Below are 16,237 nucleotides of genomic sequence, written 5' to 3'. Positions count from 1 at the left end.
GCAAATTCCAGGCGATGTTGCTGCGCGCGCCGGGCACCCGCGTCGAGGGCGGCACCGACGAGATCATGCGCAACATCATCGCCGAGCGCGTGCTGGGCCTGCCCGGCGACATCCGGGTCGACAAGGACGTTCCCTTCAACAAGATCCCGACCAAGGGCCGCGCCTGAGCGCGTGGAAATCAAAAAGAGGTTCGCCATGAATTTCGATGACACGCCGCAGGAAGCCGAATTCCGCGCCATTGCCCGCAACTGGATCGCGGCCAACGCGCCGAAAGAGTTCGAGGAGGAGCTCTCAAAGTCCTCGCTCGGCCGCATCAGGCTTGCGAAGCACGACATGGTCGCGGTCGGCAAGGCCTGGCAGAAGAAGAAGGCCGAGGGCGGCTGGGCCTGCCTGCACTGGCCGAAGGAATATGGCGGCCGCGGCGCCACCCCGATCGAGCGCGTGATCTGGCAGCAGGAAGAGGGCGTCTACGGCAAGCTGACCCAGCCGTTCCAGATCGGCGAGGGCATGTGCGGCCCGACCGTGATGGCCTGGGGCTCTGAAGATGCCAAGCGCCGCTATCTGCCGAAGCTCGCCTCCGGTGAGGAGATCTGGTGCCAGCTGTTCTCCGAGCCGTCGGCCGGCTCCGATGTCGCCGGCTTGCGCACCCGCGCCGAGAAGAAGGGCGACAACTGGGTCGTCAACGGCCAGAAGATCTGGACCTCCGGCGCGCATTACTCCGACTACGGCCTTCTGATCGCGCGCACCGATCCGAATGTGCCCAAGCACAAGGGCCTCACCATGTTCTTCCTCGACATGAAGAGCCCGGGCGTCGAGGTCAGGCCGATCAAGCAGGCCAACGGCATGCAGGAGTTCAACGAGGTCTATTTCACAGACGTCTTGATCCCGGACAGCCAGCGGCTCGGCGCGGTCGGTGAGGGCTGGAGTGTGTCGCTGACCACGCTGATGAACGAGCGCATGTCGATCGGATCGCGGCTTGCGACCGGTGTCCCTGAAATGTTCGAGTTCTGCTCCAATTTGATGCTGGAGGATGGCCTCGCGATCGACGATCCGGCGGTGCGCTCCAAGCTTGCGAACTGGGCGGTGAAGGCAAGCGGGCTGAAATACACCAGCTACCGCGCGATCTCGGCGCTGTCGAAGGGCGAGCGGCCCGGTCCGGAGAATTCCATCGGCAAGCTGGTCTCCGGCCTGATGCTGCAGGACATCGCGACCTATGCGATGGACCTCGAGGGCGCGGCGGGCAGCCTCACCGGCACCGACGAGGAGCAGGCCAACGGCCAGTTCCAGCAGATGCTGCTGTCGTCGCCCTCGATGCGTATCGCCGGCGGCACCGACGAGATCCTGCGCAACATCATCGCCGAGCGCGTGCTCGGCCTGCCGGGCGATATTCGCGTCGACAAGGACGTGCCCTACAACAAGATCCCGACCAAGGGGCGTTGAGCATGGACGCGAAAACACCAAACGCGCGCTATGCGACCGAAGACCGCATCGGCGCGCTCGAGGAATTGCTCAACGAGCGCTATTCGGTGCGCGCGTTCCAGCCGCGCGAGGTGCCGCGCGACGTCATCGAACACATCCTCGCCACCGCGCAGCGCACCGCGTCGTGGTGCAACAGCCAGCCCTGGGAAGTCCTGATCGTCTCCGGCGAGGCCAAGGAGCGGTTTCGCAAGGCGATCTATGCCGAGGCCTCGCGTGGCCTTGGCGAGGACTACGACTTCACGCCGCCGCGCGAATATGTCGGGGTCTATCTGGAGCGCCGCCGCGAAAGCGGGTTCCAGCTCTACAACACGCTCGGCATCGCGCGCGGCGACAGGGCGGCCTACGCCAAGCAGGCGCTGGAGAACTACAATTTCTTCGGCGCGCCGCACATTGCCGTGATCCACACCAACGAGCCGCTCGGCATCTATGGCGCGATCGACTGCGGCGGCTATGTCTCGAACTTCATGCTGGCCGCCCAGGCGCTCGGGCTCGGCACCATTCCGCAGGCCGCGATCGCGCGCCATTCCGGCCTGATCCGCCGCCATTTCAACCTGGCTGGGGATCGCCGGGTTGTCTGCGGTATCTCGTTCGGCTATGCGGATCATGCGCACAAGGTGAACAGCTACCGCACATCGCGCGCAACTGTTGCGGATACTGTCACATTTGTGGATGTATAACTTCCTCAAGGCGGGAAGGTCGGTTCGCCCTCCCGCCGAGGACAAGAAGAAACGACAAGAAGAACGACTAGAACAACAATGGCGAATAACGCCTCCCTGACGCCGGCGGAGATCAGCTGGCAACTGCACCGTCTGCCTTCGCTTGAGCGCGACGCGTTCATCGCCGGGCATTACCTGGGACAGCCCGTTGCCTGGCAGACCCGCTTCTTCGACGCGATCGACTGGGGCGCGGGCTCCGTGCTGCAATTCAGCTTCCTGCAACGCGGCTGGCATCGCCATTCGCGGCTCGACAACCCGATCTATGCCTATATCGACATCGAGCAACATCCGGAAACACGCGGCCTGCGCCGCGGCCGGCGGATCGACCTCGAGGGCACGATCAAGGGCGTCGACTTCGTGACCGGGATTACGCTCACGCTCGACCGGCTCGAGATACTGCCCGTCAACTTTCTCGACCGCTTCGTCATCAGCTCCGACAGCCGCTATTAACGCCGGGCCGCGCGGCGCGGCGGGGCGTCCGCATAGCGCGCGGCCATCGCGCCCGCCAGCTCCGCCATCTTCTCGCGCAACTCCGCGGGCGCGATCACCTCGGCCTCGGCGCCGAGCCGCAGCAATTCGGACGCGGCGTGCCACACCGTCTTGCCGACCGGCATGGTGGCGATCCGCCAGCCGTCGGCGTCGGCGGCTTCAGCAAGCCGCATCCGCGCCTTCACGTAAGGATGGGCCAGCGCATCGAACAGCTGCAGCCCCAACGGCGACAGCCGCACCGTGGCCTCGTTCGGATGCAACTCGGCCTCGAGCCGCGCGATCGAGGCGCGCCAGTAGGTGGCGAGATCGAACTCCGCCGGCCGCGCGAACGGCGTCTCCAGTGCGGTGCAATCCAGCACTCGCGCGACGCGGTAGGTACGCACATTGCCGTCGACAAGGCCCGCGAGATACCAGCTGCCACCCTTCAGCACGAGGCCGAGCGGCGCCACGCGCCGCCGCTTCTCGGCCTTCCAGCTCTGGTAGCGGATCTCGATCAGGGTCTCGCGCAGCACGGAGCTTGCGATGGCGCGCAGATGCTTTGGCTCCTCGGTCTCGCCGAACCAGCCCGGCGCGTCGAGATGGAAGCGCTGCTGCATGCCCCGCGCATTGGGGCGCAGATTCTCCGGCAGCGCCGCCATCAGCTTGGTCTGCGCCGCCGCCATCGCGACATCGAGGCCGAGTGCAGCGGCAGGGCCGGGCAGGCCGGCCATGAACAGCGCCTCGGCCTCGCCCCGCGATAGCCCGTTCAGCCGCACCCGATAGCCGTCGAGCAGCCGGTAGCCGCCCTCGGCGCCGCGGTCGGCATAGACGGGGACGCCGGCGGCCGAGAGCGCATCGATGTCGCGATAGATCGTGCGCACCGAGACCTCGCAGGCCTCGGCCAATTCAGGCGCGGTGACCTGTCCCCGGGCCTGCAAGGTGGTGAGGATGGAAAACAGCCGGCTCGCGCGCATGCGAAGATCATACCTGACACAAGGTGTCAGGTATAGGCGCACATAAGGAGGCCACGCCCCTGACGGTGCAAGGAGACCCGCTGATGACCACCGCTGCCCCCACCGACCGCGTCACGCTGTATTACTCGCCGCAGAGCCGCGCCACCGGCACGCGCGTGCTGCTGGAGGAACTCGGCGCGCCCTATGATTTGCACGTCCTCAACATGAAGGCAGCCGAGCAGCGCAAGGACGCCTATCTCGCGATCAATCCGCTCGGCAAGGTGCCGGCGATCCGCCACCGTGACGCGCTGGTGACCGAGCAGGTCGCGATCTTCATCTATCTTGCCGATCTGTTTCCGCAGGCGGGCCTGACGCCCGCGCTGAACGACCCGCGCCGCGGCCCGTATCTGCGCTGGATCGCCTATTATGGCTCGTCGTTCGAGCCGGCGGTGATCGACCATTTCATGAAGCGCGAGCCGGCGCCGATCACGCAGTCGCCCTATGCCGATTACGACACCATGCTGGGCACCCTCGAGGCGCAGCTGGCAAAGGGGCCCTATCTGCTCGGCGAAGAGATCACGGCGGCCGACATCCTCTGGGGCATCGCGCTCAGCTGGACCATGATGTTCGGCATCGTGCCGAAAAGGGACGCCTTCGTCCGCTATGCCGAACGCATCGCCGCGCGCCCGGCTTTCATCCGGATCTCGAAGGCCGACGACGAGATGGCGGCGCAGCATGCAGCAGCCGCCGGAGTGTGATACGGATCGTGCCGATGGCGAAACCCCTGTACAGCACCAACTGCTTCAACACCCTGATCCGCGTCGCCGAGGATTGCCCGGCGCAGCGCGGCGAGGAGCCGCAGCTGCGTGGCGGCCAGCCGACGGTTGCCGTGCTGCAATACCGGATGATCGCCGAATCGCCCTATAAATACACCTCCGACGACGTGGTGTTCGCGACCTCGTCGGCCGGCCGCGCGCTCGATGCGAAGGCGGCGAAGAAGGCGCGCAGCCTCGCCCGCGAGACGTTCTTCTCGCGCGGCCAGGCCTGCATGCGCGCCTCGCCGCTCGGCAAGCGTTTCGGGTGGGGCGTCCACGCCGACGCCGAGGGCCGCATCGCGATCTACGCCGTCGACAGCAAGCGCTACCAGGCGCTGGCCCGCGACCCTGACATCGCGCAGACGCGCGCGATGCGGTCGAAGCGAGCGTGAAGAGGATTCAGCGATAGATCGCGCCGAATCGCACACTGTCAGACCCGTCATCCTGAGGAGCGCGTAGCGCGTCTCGAAGGATGCACGGCCACAGTGGGGCCGTCGACCCTTCGAGACGCGCGCGGTGCGCGCTCCTCAGGGTGACGGTACACCAATGGCTTGGCGTGCTGCCTCTAAAACCTCGGTGCCCGCTTCTCGGCGAACGCTTTGATGCCTTCCTTGATCTCGTCGCCGCGCATGCTGTCGCGGTGGCGCCGGTCGGCGGCGGCCTCATCCAGCGCCCCGCGGGCGAATTCGTTGATCGCGCGCTTCATGCCGGCCATCGCCTTCGGCGCATTGCCGGCCAGGATCGTGGCGAGCTTGTCGACCTCCTCGTCGAGCAGGTCGAGCGACACCATCGCGGTGAGGTAGCCGATCCGCAGCATCTCCGGCGCCGTGATCTTCTGCGCGGTCAGGAACAGCATCTTGGCGTTGTCGACGCCGAGCCGTGTGACGTAGCGCTGGATGCCGCTCTTGTAATAGTGCAGCCCGAGCCGCGCCGCGGGCATAAACATCTCCGCGGTATCGACGCCGATGCGGAAGTCGCAGGCGAGCGCCAGGTCGGTCGAACCGCCATAGACGCCGCCATTGAGTCGGCAGATCGTCGGCACGCTCAGATCCTCGAGCCGGTTCACCACCACCTCGAACGCCGAGCCCGCACTCTGCTGCTCGCTCTCGCTCACCGCGCGCTCGGCCACCGAGTTGAGGTCGTAGCCGGCGGAGAATGCGCGGCCGGTTCCGGTCAGCACCAGCACGCGGATCGCGGGATCGGCCTCGATCCGGTCGAACAGCCTGACGAGGTCGCCGAGATCCTCGGCCTGCAGGCGGTTGAGATGCTTCGGCCGGTTGAGGCGGATCGTGGCGCGGGCGCCCGCGATTTCGAGCACGGGTCCGCTGGCGGTGTCGGCCGCGTCGGCCATCTTGGTCTCCATCATTGGTTCTCACGTTCGCGCCGCTTCGCCTCGGCGTCGATGGTCTCGGCGAGATCGGGATGCCTTGCCATCAACAGGCGGAAATCGACGAGGTCAAGCACCAACAGCCGGGTCACCTTGCTGGTCGAGACGCTGGCGCCCCGCTTGGCGTTGCCGAGCAGCGCCATCTCGCCGAAGAACGCGCCTTCGCCGAGCTTCACCTTGCGTCCGGGCAGGTCGACCTCCACCTCGCCGGCGGCGACGAAATACATGCAGTCGCCATTGGTGTCCTTGCGGATGATCATGGTGCGCGGCGGCAGATCCATGGTCCGCAGCACCTGGGTGACGTCGGCGATCGCGGCCGGGCCGAGATGCGCGAAGAACGGCACCTTGCTGACGGTCTCCCAGGTTCTCAGAAAATTGTCGCGGCGGGTTTCCGCGGCAAAGCCGGTCGCCAGAATACCGGTCCACAACCCGAACACGCCGAGGCCCGAGATCATCACCATGGCGGCGACCATGCGGCCGAGCGGGGTGATCGGCACCACGTCGCCATAGCCTGTGGTGGTCAGCGTCACCACCGCCCACCACAGCGCCGCCGGCACGCTGCCGAAGGTCTGCGGCTGGACATCCCGCTCCAGGAAATATTCGGCGACGGAGGCCAGGAACACCACCATCAGGAAGATCACCAGCACGCTGAGCAGCGGACCGGATTCCACCACGAGCACCCGCCGGAGCTGGCGCAGGCCGGGAATGCCCGGCACCACCTTGAGCACCCAGAGCACGCCGAGCAGCCATGCGGTTTTCGGCTCGATGCCGCAGAGCAGGGCCAGCGGCACCGCCAGCGCGCCAACCGCATCGACAATGCCTGCGCTTGACAGCGCGTAGAACCAGAGCTTGTCCTGCCGCCGCATGTGCCGCAGCCGCACCAGCCATTCGAATACAAAATAGGCAAGGCAGGCCCACAGCAGCACATCGACCCAGTGCGGGACCGCGTCATAGGCCGGCGCGACCGTCAGCAGCGTCATCATGGCGACACCGACCGTGACCGCGACATAGGCCGCCGTGGTCATGTTGCGGCCGGCGGTGGCGGAAATGAAGCGCGTCAGGGCCGGAAGGACGATCGGCTTGGACATCGGAACGGAGCTTGCCTGTCGCTGAACTGCTGGAATTGAGGCCCTGCGAATGGCGGAGCCTGTGTCACAACGTGCCTCTCCCGGTTGAGGCCGTCAACGCGCAGGCGGTGGCGGGATGGTCGCGGCGAAAGTCCCAAATGTTGGACGAATGGCCTAACCATGTTGGCCCGTTTTTGCGCCCGCGAATGTGAGAAATCAGACAAATCGTCGCTTTTTCACCGTATATCAGGGATGCTGGTCACCGATGCGACCTCGGCCGGAATGAAGCGACTAATAAGGCGATCTTGTTCACTTCTTGAGAAATTGGTTGGTTTCCGATGGATACCTCACATCTCGCGGAGCACGCCGGCGCCGCTGGCAGTTTCTTCGCATCGATCTTCGTGGTCGCCACGCTGTCGATGCGGACCATGATCCCGTTGCGCGTCTTCGCCATCCTGACCAACATCATCCTGATCGCGACCGCGGTCCCGACCCACAATTACGCGACGCTGATCCTGCATGCCGTGCTGCTGCCGGTGAACACCTATCGGCTGCACCAGATGCTGCAACTGGTCCGCAGCGTGAAGAAATCGGTCAACAGCGATCTGTCGATGGATTGGCTGAGGCCGTTCACGACGGAGCGCAAATGCACCGCGGGCGAAGTCCTGTTCTACAAGGACGAGAAGGCCGACAGCATGTTCTACATTGTCAGCGGCCGCTTTCGCCTGGTCGAATCGGGCATCGAGCTGCCGGTCGGCGCCCTCGTCGGCGAGTTCGGCATGCTGTCGCCGTCGAACACGCGAACCCAGACGCTGGAGTGCGTCGAAACCGGCATGGTGCTGTCGGTGACCTATGACCAGGTCGAGCAGCTTTACGTTCAGAACCCGGCGTTCGGCTTCTACCTCCTGCGTCTGTTCAGCGCCCGCCTGTTCGAGAATATTTCGACGCTCGAGCAGCGGCTCGCGCAGCACGCCACCCCACAGGTCGCGGAGCCAAAACCTGCATGAGCCCCGCGACGAGTTCTGGAGGCGCCGCAGTGCCGGATGACGACAGTCTGCTGGCTTCGCTTCGTTATCTGTTTGCCGATGTCATCGGCGATGAGGACGAGGGGCCGCCGGTGCTGCCCGACGCCTGCCCGGATCACCTCGGGCCCGCGGTCACCGATGCCATCCATCTGTTGATCGCCTATCAGAGCACGAGCTACGCCCAGCTCTATATCGACCGGCTCAAGCGCTTCGTCGGCCGCCGTGGCGTTGACGACGCCTTGCTTGCCGAGATCGCGCGGCTGATGGCCGAGCGCATGGCCTATGAGGACGCGATCCGCATCGCGCAGCTCAAGCTCGGCGAAGTCAACGCGGCGGGTGGCCTTGCGGCGCGCTCGGCCGACGACGTCAAGAAGCTCCGCTTCGACGAGTTGATCGACGCCCTGCCTGCGATGGTCGCCGATCCGATCCTCGCCGTGCTGGATCAGCTCGGCTGGCGACGCCGCCGGGTCTCGATCAGCTTTAGGGCCAACACCCGCTTCAGCCTTCGCCGGCTCCGGATCGAGGCCGGCCTGAAGCGCTGGCGGCTGTTCTCGGGGCGCTACGCCAAGGAACGTATCTGGGTCGAGCGCTGGCTGCATATGATCGACCGCAGTCTGACCAAGCAGCCGGGCGCGGCGTCAGCGATTGTGCAGACCGCAACCATGATCCAGGGCTACGGCGATCCCTATCGCCAGGGCATCGCGGACTGGCACGTGATCATCGACGGACTGGTCAAGCCGACCTTCGACGGCGTGCTCGCGCTTCCCGATCTTGCCGCCGCCATCACCGAGGCCCGCGCCGCCATCATGCCCGATCCGCGGCAGGCGTCGCTGAAGCGCAAGATCGCCGAGATTCGCGCCCGGGTGCCGGCGGCTCTATCACCGTCATCCTGAGGAGCGCGAAGCGCGTCTCGAAGGATCGACGGCCCGAGTGTGGCCGTGCATCCCTCGAGGCTCGCTCTGCTCGCACCTCCAGCGATAAAGGCGAAGCCTTTGCGCGGGGATGACGGGACTAAGATGTTGTCCGCGGCTCCGCTGAAATCGCCCTACCGCTCGATATGCGGCGGCTCGTCGTAGCCGCGGCGGCTGGAATAGAACAGCAGGCCCATCAGGCCGGAGCAGACGGCCGCGAGAAGCACGATTCCGATCGTAAAGACGACAATGCCGTACGTCGGAATGGGAGCGTCCACGGTCAGCCCTTCATAGGCGTAGGCGCCGACGGCGAGCAAAAAGGCGAGCAGGCCGATGCTGATTGCGATACGCATAGGTATCTGCCTTTGCTGAAGGCCAAGACCAAGGCAGGTTGCAGCCAGACAGGTTGCGCCGATTATCCAGCTACGGCGGTGACCTTGGCCAACGCCTGCTGTCCGGCTTCGGTGAGCTCGGAGAGCGTCGTCCTGCCGCTCCTGGCACATTTGATGATGTATCGGGCAACGCGCCTGCGGGTGTCATGTTCCTCGCCATGAAGGGCGCCGGCGCAGACATGGTCGAGCGCAAAGTTCATGGCAAAGAGCGTACGTGAATCAAATCGTTCTTCGATCATCGCACCTCTCCCTCCGCAGCTCTTCGGCTTGCGGTTTATTTGCGGATTGCCAGCCACTCGCTGACTTCCATCACGGTCTCGGTCTGTCTGGCCTTCTTCATCAGCGTTTCGCGTTCCCGTCCCGGCGGCAGTTTGCGTGCTGCAATGCGCGAATCCTCGGCGAATTTTTGCAGGCGGTCCTCGAACGATCCGAGAGGCCGTGACCTGTTGCGCTTCTTCTTGTTCTTGATCATGCCGCCTCCGCGCTGGAACCAGCAATTCTAGGCATGTTCCCCGAACGCCGTCGTTAACCCATGACATCAGGTTGCACGAAATCGTCGTCAGGACTGCAGGAACGATCGTCGGCGCGATGCGTATCACTGATGCGTTCGCTGCTTTGCTCCCCGAAAGGCGGTGGACCACTCCGGTGACGGGCCTCGGTGAATTTTATCGCCGGGGCCCGCATCTTCAAGGAAATCACCCAGAGGAAAATTCAAGGAAATCACGCAGAGGAAATTGGCAAAGGAATTTGACCGAGGAAACTAGCCAAGGAAACTAGAGATGGCACATTCCAATCAGGGTATCGTGAAGGACGACAAGGGTCAGGAGCAGCCGGTCGACAAGGAGCGCGCGCAAACCGCTCACAAGACCGACACTCGAAAGCCGCCGACGCGCGAAGCGACGCGTGATCCGAAACTGAACGACCCCGACAAGACGCCGGGCTCGGGCATGACGTCGGATGATCGCGGCGATCCCCCAACGGGCTGAACAAGCGTTTTGCTGTGCCGCAACTGCGGCAATGCGGCAGGAACGACGGTCCCGCTCCACCGTTCTCCTTGGGACATCAATGGAGAACTGACATGGCGATGGACGAGAAAGAGGTCGGAAACCTGATCGGCAGCGACAAGGTCGAGGGTACCGCGGTCTACGGATCGGACGAGCGCAAGATCGGCTCGATCGAACGCGTGATGATCGACAAGACGAGCGGACGGGTGTCCTACGCCGTGCTCGGCTTCGGCGGCATCCTCGGGCTTGGCAACGACCATTATCCGCTGCCCTGGCAGTCGCTCAAATACGACAACAGGCTCGGCGGTTACGTCACCGGCGTGACCGAGAGTCAGCTGCGCGACGCGCCCAAATACGGCAGCGATCGAGACTGGAATTGGGCCGATACCGGCCGCACACGCGCGGTGGATGATTACTACGGCGTGCCGCTCGTCTGAGCGGCCCGAATCCCGGAGGTCCCGCCCTTAAAGGGGCGAGGGCCTTCGGGCTGAGTTGTACGGCCCTTGAGGACGTAACCGTTACGGCTTCCGGCGTCTGTACACTAGTGAACAGACGGAATAGTTGCGCCATGTAACATACGTTATTGAAATCGGCCCGGCGGTTACCCGATTAGATATCCGGGGAGACCAATGTCGTTGGCGTCGTTAGTCCGGAAATTGGAGCAGTTCGTACGGCTTTCGCCGGTCGACCATGCCATTCTCAATCGCGCGTCGAGCGAGCGCGTCCGCCACTTCGGGCCGCGCGTCGATATCGTCCGTGAAGGCGAGAAGCCGAAAGACGTCCACCTGATCCTGTCCGGCTGGGCCTACCGCTACAAGCAGCTCGAGGACGGAAGGCGCCAGGTGGTGTCGTTCTTCCTGCCCGGCGACATTTGCGACGTGAACGTCTTCATCCTGCGCGAGATGGATCATTCGATCGGCACCATCACCGCAGTGTCGATCGCCGACCTCTCCCGCGAGTTCTTCGACAGGGTCGCGGCCGAACATCCGCGCATCGTTACCGCGTTCTGGTGGGAAACCCTGGTCAATGCGGCGATCCAGCGCGAGTGGACCATGAGCCTCGGCCAGCGCACGGCGCTGGAGCGGATGGCCCATCTGCTCTGCGAGATATGGCTCCGCCTGCGTCTCGCCGGCCTGACCCAGGGCGACAGCTGCGACTTCCCGCTGACCCAGGGCGATCTCGCCGACGCCACCGGGCTCTCCAAGGTCCACGTCAACCGAACGCTACAGGAGCTGCGCGCCGACGGCCTGATCGTGCTAAAGGGAAAGACCCTGGCGGTCCCCAATCTCGACCGATTGATGCGCGCAGGGCTGTTCAACCCGAATTATTTGCATATGGACCACGAAGGACGGCAGCTTGATGTCGTTGCGACGCCGCCCGATGCGGCGGCCGGGTGATGCGCCGCGCGGCGAGGATGTATGGCGCGTTGGCCGCGCCACGCATTCGAGGTCGTCCCTGCGAAAGCAGGGACCCATAACCACCCATGCTGATTGCTGCGCGACGCTGGAACGACGAGTCCCGTTCACAACTTCCGCCGCGGCGTATAGGTCCCTGCTTTCGCAGGGACGACAGGTGTTTACGCAGCGTAACCAACGGCCCGCTTCACCCGTTCGCGGTCTTCACCACCACGAGATTGTCATCGACTGCCGGCGGGTGGCGTTTGAGATGGTCGCGGCGCAGCGCGATCTCGTCGCGGACCAGCTCGTAGCCGAGCTTGAAGGTGTCGAGGCCGTCGCCGGAAACGGTGCCGTCGCGCAAGCCGATCACCGCGCCGCGCAGGATCGCCTCGAGCTCGTCCTGCAATTCGTCGAGATGCTCCGCGCAGGTGGTGTGCTCGACGCGCTCGCCGATGTCGAGGATCCGGCCCGCCAGTTCGCTGGCCTTCTCCGGCGCGACGCGGGTGATCTTGGTGTAGATCGCAGCGAAGATCGAGCCGATGATGCTGAGCGCGGCGGCGCCGAGATACATCACGTCGCTGTAGCGATCCATGAACGATTTGGTATCGTCATTGATGTATTCGGCCGCACCCTGATGGGCGACGATGAAGGCGTCCTTGTCGGTCGCCGCCGGCTCGATCTTGGAGGCGAAGCCGTCGTCGAGCGCGAGCTCGGACTTGTTCTCATAGACGATGCGCGCGAGCTCGGCCGCCGTGGTCGTGGACATCGAGGATTGCGCGACCAGCAGCCATTCCAGCCCAATGGTGTCGTCGTCGTCGCCGGGGATCGCCGGCGAGGACGACAGCATGCCGGTCGAGATCGTCTCCTCCGAGATCGCCGGATATTTGCGCGCCAGCGCCTTGGCCTCGTCGATCGCGTTCAAGGTGAAGCCGCCGGCGCGCTTGGCATATTGCTCGTAGGTCTTGTCCTTGATGATCTTCGAGGCATGCTCGATCACGACCACGGCGGCGAAGCCCGAAGCGAACAATTTGTCGAACGGCGTGTTCGGCGGCGCCTGCTGCACTCGCTGCGCCGCATCCGGGCTGTCGGAAATCTCCAGCGCGCTGCGGACGAAATTGACGCTGTTCTCGCCGTCGCCGACGACTGCGATCTTCCTCCTCTTCAGTTCGGTCAGCGACTTGATCTTCCTGCCGCCGGGGCTCAGCACCAGCACCACATCATGCTCGAGGATCGCGATGGCGCGGGCGCGCGGCGGCACCTTTGCATCGGTGCGCAGGATCGCAAGCGTTGCGGCGCGGCGATCGAACTGCACCAGCGCCTTGGCGTTGTCGGGGTTCGGCGAGATCTTCAGCCGCAGTCGCGACGAATTGTTCTTCAGCACGGTGGCGAGGCGGGCGGCGAACTTGGCCTCCGGGCCGTTGGCATCGCCGACCGCAAACACCAGCGTTTCCGAATTGCGCAGCCAGACCCGGCCGCCGATCACGGTGATCGCGCTCAAGAACAGCGTCAGCATGGTGAAGATGATGATCTGCGCGCGGTTGCTCTTGGCGACCGGAGGGCGTGGCCGCGGCAACGCTGGCGAAGGCGCGGGGGCTTCGGCACTCATGGCTGATCACCCGTCCGGGACGGCCCCGTTGCCGCAGCGGCGCGGCGCTGCCCGGTGAATCCGTAAATGACTATAAAAGAAAGAAAATTTCCTGTGCCGCCGACGATATACCTCCCCGGCGGGAATGCAAACCGGCCACCGGCCGTAACCTTAATCCCTGTTGACCTGCGCCGCGATGCCACATGACCATCGCCACTATCGACGTCCGAACCCAGATGTGATTTTCGGGGGACCGCAGGTGCATTCCGCCGCCGGAGATGTCATAAATGAGACAAGCTTCGGTTCGCGGAATTGTGCTGACGGCCTGACCCGGATTTCCTGCAATCACATTCATCGAAGTAAAAGGGCGTCAGCTTGTTGTTTCCTGCCATGTCATCGTCGGTGTCGGTTGGTGCCCTGGTGGGATGGATGTTGCTTCTCACCGCAAAGCACATCATCGCTGACTTCATGCTGCAGAACGCCTGGATGGCGATAGGCAAGGATCAGAAGACCGGCTGGGCCATGCCGCTGCTCGCGCATTGCCTGGTCCATCTCGCGGTCGCGCTGGCGCTGATCCTGGTGGTGGCGCCGCGGTTCTGGTACGTCGCCTTCGTCGACTTCGTGATCCACATCATCGTCGATCGCTGCAAGGGCATCTGCGCCTCGCATTTCGGCGTGACGCTGGAATCGGGCCATCCCTGGTTCTGGACCCTGATCGGGGTCGACCAGGCGCTGCACCACCTCACCGGATTCGCGCTGTCGATCTACATGGCCGCGAACTGAGCGGCGCGCGGACGCTTCTTCCCACATTTCGGACCACGATCGGGCCGCCAGAGCCGCTTCCGTTCCGATGGAATCGGAACGGGGCTCTGGATTCTTGTTTTGACGCGCGCTCCTCACGCGACCGGTATCCACTTCGCTTGAAAACGCTCCAGCGGCGGGCGGATGTGATTCGCGTGCAACGGGCAAGGGGCCCCGGAGACGACCGGAGGCCGTGGTTAACCTTTCGTTAGAGGATTGCGCGGCATCTTCCCGATCGAGGGGGATTTGCAAATGTTTTCAAGCCGCGACGCGTTCGAGAACGATGCCTGCCCAGTTGCGGACGACCTGCTCGGCCAGATGTACCGCGCCAATCCGAACGGGCTTACGCTGCTGGTTGCCAATGTCGCGCCCGACGTCAGGGCGATGCTCGCGCTGTTCTGCTATCGCCGCAGCCATCTGCATGCACTCGCGGTGGCGATTGCGTCGAGCTGCAGCGAATGGGAGCTGGTCAATTCCGGCGGCCGCGTCGGGTCGACGCTGTACGCATTGTCGCGTGAGCCGGCCCGTGCTGCGACCGTGTCGCATGGCGGCCGCAAGCCGATCACGCTGTCGACCAAGCCGCTGTCGAGCTTCGCGCCTGCTGTCGATGACGAACTCGACGACGAGGACGTCAGCGAGACGGTGACTGTGACGGCTTAAGCATGATCCGGAAAAGTGGAAACCGGTTTTCCCTCGCGACAAACGCGGAACGCGTTTGCGCGGAGATCATGCGCAAATAAAAGAGCCGTGCTCAATCCGGCTGCGCGCTCGGGATGAGCGGCAGCCCATGCCGGCGCCGGGCCATCGCGCATTCCGCGTCGCCCGGCAGACAGGTTCGGCACACCTCCGGCCGCACCGCATAGACCTCGCAGCGCGTTGCCTCTCCGACCCGGCCCGACAGCGCCGAGCAGCGGTCGCCCTCGCAGCGCATCCCTGACTGGCGCGCATTGACGAATTGCGGCGGGATCAGATCGAGCTGCGCGTCGTCTTCCAGGGTGAAACGCGGCCAGTTTTCCGAATAGCTGCAGCAGGCGCCGCAGGACTGGCAGGGGCTCGCGTCCGCCGCGTCGATCGCGTTGCTGGTCATCAGGTGTCCCTCGGTGCTTCCCACACCAGGCTGCGCCGCCAGCGCGCCCTGAGCAGGTCGCGCCGCTCCGGATACTTCTCGTCGTGATAAACAGCGGTGACCACGCGATCGGTGCGGAAGCTGCGGAAATCCTTGCGCAGCTCGCACCAGGCGGCGAGCAGCCGCACCGCCTCGTGATAGCCGACCGCGATCGGCCAGACCGTGCGCTCGCTATCGCGGCCATGCTCGTCGCGATAGTTGAGCGTGATCTTCTTGCCTTCGTGGATCTGGCTGCGGGTCCTGACCATGTCGATGCGGTCGGGCTCCCGGTTCCAGGCGGAGCGGGCGCGGCTCGCCGGCTCCAGCACGAACGGCCGCAGCCGGTCGGGCACGGTCTCGGCGATCTTGGCCATCAGGTCCTCGGCCGCGCGTGCCAGCGCCGGATCGGCATGACCGACCACCCATTGCGCGCCGAGCACGCAGGCCTCGATCTCGTCGGGTGTCAGCATCAAGGGCGGCAGGTCAAAACCCTTCTCCAGGATGTAGCCCATGCCGGCCTCGCCGCGGATCGGCACCCGCTGCTCGATCAGGCTGGCGATGTCGCGATAGATGGTCCGCTTCGATGTCTCGAGTTCGGCTGCGATCGCATCTGCGGTCAAAGGCTTACGGGTGCGGCGGAGCACCTGGATGATCTGAAACAGCCGGTCGGCGCGTCTCATGGCAATTCTCTTGGTCGCTCGCTTGGCGGGTGTCTTAGCAGTGTTTTGGCAGCTGTCTTGACGGGTCTCGCAGTGTCTCGGCGCGTCGACTTTTCGCGCCCCCTGTCACTGCTGCTGACAGCATGTTGGCAGCAGGTGGGGGCTATAGCAGGACAACACCTCAAGTGAAGGGAATTTGTCCATGACGAATCTTGATGAGCTCGGTTTCCGGCAGGCGCAGAGCTTCGCGCTGGAACAATTGGTCACGGTCTACTCCACCTCCGGCGACCTGCGCTGGGCCCTGGTTGCGCTGGTCGCTCAGTCCATCAGCGCAGCCTGGTCCTACGGGCGGGCACGGCTGGTCAAGCGCGCTCGCGAGGCGGTTCGCCGCCTCGCGCCGGTCGGCCCGCTCGACAGTGAATGCCGCTACTGCTGACACCATGCTGGCAGCAGGGGGCGGCTAGCTTTAATTC

The 16,237-nt window shown here is 64.6% G+C and carries 23 protein-coding genes; 14 read left to right on the top strand and 9 right to left on the bottom strand.

The window, feature by feature from the left end; all coding sequences use genetic code 11:
- The 4 genes from H8B02_RS17195 to H8B02_RS17180 form a co-directional block, all read left to right on the top strand.
- Window positions 1-167 (top strand): acyl-CoA dehydrogenase family protein (locus tag H8B02_RS17195; RefSeq protein WP_283842200.1); only part of this gene is annotated, 167 nt, incomplete at its 5' end.
- Between the two features lie 28 nt (window positions 168-195).
- Window positions 196-1,440 carry an acyl-CoA dehydrogenase gene (locus H8B02_RS17190; protein WP_229167318.1) on the top strand — a complete coding sequence of 415 codons (1,245 nt, stop codon included), beginning with the start codon at window positions 196-198 and terminating at the stop codon, window positions 1,438-1,440.
- A gap of 2 nt (window positions 1,441-1,442) precedes the next feature.
- A complete protein-coding gene (locus tag H8B02_RS17185; RefSeq protein WP_229167317.1) occupies window positions 1,443-2,156 on the top strand; it encodes a nitroreductase in 714 nt (237 codons plus the stop codon).
- Window positions 2,157-2,234: 78 nt separating this feature from the next.
- A complete protein-coding gene (locus H8B02_RS17180) occupies window positions 2,235-2,645 on the top strand; it encodes a hypothetical protein (RefSeq protein WP_229167316.1) in 411 nt (136 codons plus the stop codon).
- On the opposite strand, the gene H8B02_RS17175 is transcribed toward H8B02_RS17180, so the two are convergent.
- Entirely contained in the window at window positions 2,642-3,637 is a 996-nt protein-coding gene (locus H8B02_RS17175; RefSeq protein ID WP_229167315.1) for a helix-turn-helix transcriptional regulator, read from the bottom strand. The two genes, H8B02_RS17180 and H8B02_RS17175, sit on opposite strands and share 4 nt — an antisense overlap.
- A gap of 83 nt (window positions 3,638-3,720) precedes the next feature.
- On the opposite strand from H8B02_RS17175, the gene H8B02_RS17170 reads away from it, so the two are divergent.
- Window positions 3,721-4,374, top strand: a complete 654-nt coding sequence (locus H8B02_RS17170) for a glutathione S-transferase family protein (protein WP_229167314.1) — start codon at window positions 3,721-3,723, stop codon at window positions 4,372-4,374.
- Window positions 4,375-4,388: 14 nt separating this feature from the next.
- On the top strand, window positions 4,389-4,823 hold the full coding sequence (locus H8B02_RS17165) for a DUF6157 family protein (RefSeq protein ID WP_229167313.1): 435 nt from the start codon (window positions 4,389-4,391) through the stop codon (window positions 4,821-4,823).
- 173 nt (window positions 4,824-4,996) lie between these two features.
- On the opposite strand, the gene H8B02_RS17160 is transcribed toward H8B02_RS17165, so the two are convergent.
- Both H8B02_RS17160 and H8B02_RS17155 read right to left on the bottom strand, forming a co-directional pair.
- Entirely contained in the window at window positions 4,997-5,782 is a 786-nt protein-coding gene (locus H8B02_RS17160; RefSeq protein WP_229167322.1) for an enoyl-CoA hydratase/isomerase family protein, read from the bottom strand.
- Between the two features lie 11 nt (window positions 5,783-5,793).
- The gene (locus tag H8B02_RS17155) at window positions 5,794-6,906 is read right to left on the bottom strand and encodes a cyclic nucleotide-gated ion channel (RefSeq protein WP_229167312.1); all 1,113 of its coding nucleotides are present in this window, start codon (window positions 6,904-6,906) and stop codon (window positions 5,794-5,796) included.
- A 317-nt stretch (window positions 6,907-7,223) separates the two neighbouring features.
- On the opposite strand from H8B02_RS17155, the gene H8B02_RS17150 reads away from it, so the two are divergent.
- Together H8B02_RS17150 and H8B02_RS17145 are read left to right on the top strand one after the other, a co-directional pair.
- Entirely contained in the window at window positions 7,224-7,892 is a 669-nt protein-coding gene (locus H8B02_RS17150) for a Crp/Fnr family transcriptional regulator (protein WP_223966309.1), read from the top strand.
- Window positions 7,889-8,803, top strand: a complete 915-nt coding sequence (locus tag H8B02_RS17145) for a DUF6537 domain-containing protein (RefSeq protein WP_229167311.1) — start codon at window positions 7,889-7,891, stop codon at window positions 8,801-8,803. The genes H8B02_RS17150 and H8B02_RS17145 overlap by 4 nt, the downstream gene beginning before the upstream one ends.
- A gap of 152 nt (window positions 8,804-8,955) precedes the next feature.
- Here the strand turns inward: H8B02_RS17145 and H8B02_RS17140 are convergent, their stop codons facing one another.
- The 3 genes from H8B02_RS17140 to H8B02_RS17130 all read right to left on the bottom strand — a co-directional run bounded on the left by H8B02_RS17140 (window position 8,956) and on the right by H8B02_RS17130 (window position 9,685).
- Window positions 8,956-9,174, bottom strand: coding sequence for a hypothetical protein (locus H8B02_RS17140; protein WP_229167310.1), 219 nt, complete (start codon window positions 9,172-9,174; stop codon window positions 8,956-8,958).
- 62 nt (window positions 9,175-9,236) lie between these two features.
- On the bottom strand, window positions 9,237-9,452 hold the full coding sequence (locus tag H8B02_RS17135; protein WP_229167309.1) for a hypothetical protein: 216 nt from the start codon (window positions 9,450-9,452) through the stop codon (window positions 9,237-9,239).
- Window positions 9,453-9,487: 35 nt separating this feature from the next.
- Entirely contained in the window at window positions 9,488-9,685 is a 198-nt protein-coding gene (locus tag H8B02_RS17130) for a hypothetical protein (protein ID WP_229167308.1), read from the bottom strand.
- 307 nt (window positions 9,686-9,992) lie between these two features.
- Between H8B02_RS17130 and H8B02_RS17125 the strand changes: the two genes are divergently transcribed.
- The 3 genes from H8B02_RS17125 (at window position 9,993) to H8B02_RS17115 (ending at window position 11,614) form a co-directional block, all read left to right on the top strand.
- Window positions 9,993-10,199 carry a hypothetical protein gene (locus H8B02_RS17125; protein WP_229167307.1) on the top strand — a complete coding sequence of 69 codons (207 nt, stop codon included), beginning with the start codon at window positions 9,993-9,995 and terminating at the stop codon, window positions 10,197-10,199.
- A 92-nt stretch (window positions 10,200-10,291) separates the two neighbouring features.
- Window positions 10,292-10,654: a PRC-barrel domain-containing protein gene (locus H8B02_RS17120; protein ID WP_229167306.1), complete on the top strand. Its 363-nt coding sequence runs from the start codon at window positions 10,292-10,294 to the stop codon at window positions 10,652-10,654.
- Window positions 10,655-10,852: 198 nt separating this feature from the next.
- On the top strand, window positions 10,853-11,614 hold the full coding sequence (locus tag H8B02_RS17115; protein ID WP_229167305.1) for a Crp/Fnr family transcriptional regulator: 762 nt from the start codon (window positions 10,853-10,855) through the stop codon (window positions 11,612-11,614).
- A gap of 205 nt (window positions 11,615-11,819) precedes the next feature.
- On the opposite strand, the gene H8B02_RS17110 is transcribed toward H8B02_RS17115, so the two are convergent.
- The gene (locus tag H8B02_RS17110; protein WP_229167304.1) at window positions 11,820-13,220 is read right to left on the bottom strand and encodes a TAXI family TRAP transporter solute-binding subunit; all 1,401 of its coding nucleotides are present in this window, start codon (window positions 13,218-13,220) and stop codon (window positions 11,820-11,822) included.
- A 408-nt stretch (window positions 13,221-13,628) separates the two neighbouring features.
- Between H8B02_RS17110 and H8B02_RS17105 the strand changes: the two genes are divergently transcribed.
- Both H8B02_RS17105 and H8B02_RS17100 read left to right on the top strand, forming a co-directional pair.
- Window positions 13,629-13,982, top strand: a complete 354-nt coding sequence (locus tag H8B02_RS17105; RefSeq protein WP_083991990.1) for a DUF3307 domain-containing protein — start codon at window positions 13,629-13,631, stop codon at window positions 13,980-13,982.
- A 270-nt stretch (window positions 13,983-14,252) separates the two neighbouring features.
- Window positions 14,253-14,660, top strand: coding sequence for a hypothetical protein (locus H8B02_RS17100; RefSeq protein ID WP_229167303.1), 408 nt, complete (start codon window positions 14,253-14,255; stop codon window positions 14,658-14,660).
- 91 nt (window positions 14,661-14,751) lie between these two features.
- Here the strand turns inward: H8B02_RS17100 and H8B02_RS17095 are convergent, their stop codons facing one another.
- Both H8B02_RS17095 and H8B02_RS17090 read right to left on the bottom strand, forming a co-directional pair.
- Window positions 14,752-15,087, bottom strand: a complete 336-nt coding sequence (locus H8B02_RS17095) for a YkgJ family cysteine cluster protein (RefSeq protein ID WP_229167302.1) — start codon at window positions 15,085-15,087, stop codon at window positions 14,752-14,754.
- Window positions 15,087-15,785: a helix-turn-helix transcriptional regulator gene (locus H8B02_RS17090; protein ID WP_029077927.1), complete on the bottom strand. Its 699-nt coding sequence runs from the start codon at window positions 15,783-15,785 to the stop codon at window positions 15,087-15,089. The genes H8B02_RS17095 and H8B02_RS17090 overlap by 1 nt, the downstream gene beginning before the upstream one ends.
- Window positions 15,786-15,966: 181 nt before the next feature.
- On the opposite strand from H8B02_RS17090, the gene H8B02_RS17085 reads away from it, so the two are divergent.
- Complete coding sequence (locus H8B02_RS17085; RefSeq protein WP_229167301.1) at window positions 15,967-16,200, top strand: hypothetical protein; 234 nt, start codon at window positions 15,967-15,969, stop codon at window positions 16,198-16,200.
- Window positions 16,201-16,237 lie beyond the last annotated feature (37 nt).

The sequence above is a fragment of the Bradyrhizobium altum genome (assembly GCF_020889705.1).
GTDB classification, from domain to species: domain Bacteria; phylum Pseudomonadota; class Alphaproteobacteria; order Rhizobiales; family Xanthobacteraceae; genus Bradyrhizobium; species Bradyrhizobium altum.
This window is presented reverse-complemented; position numbering and strand designations above follow the sequence as displayed.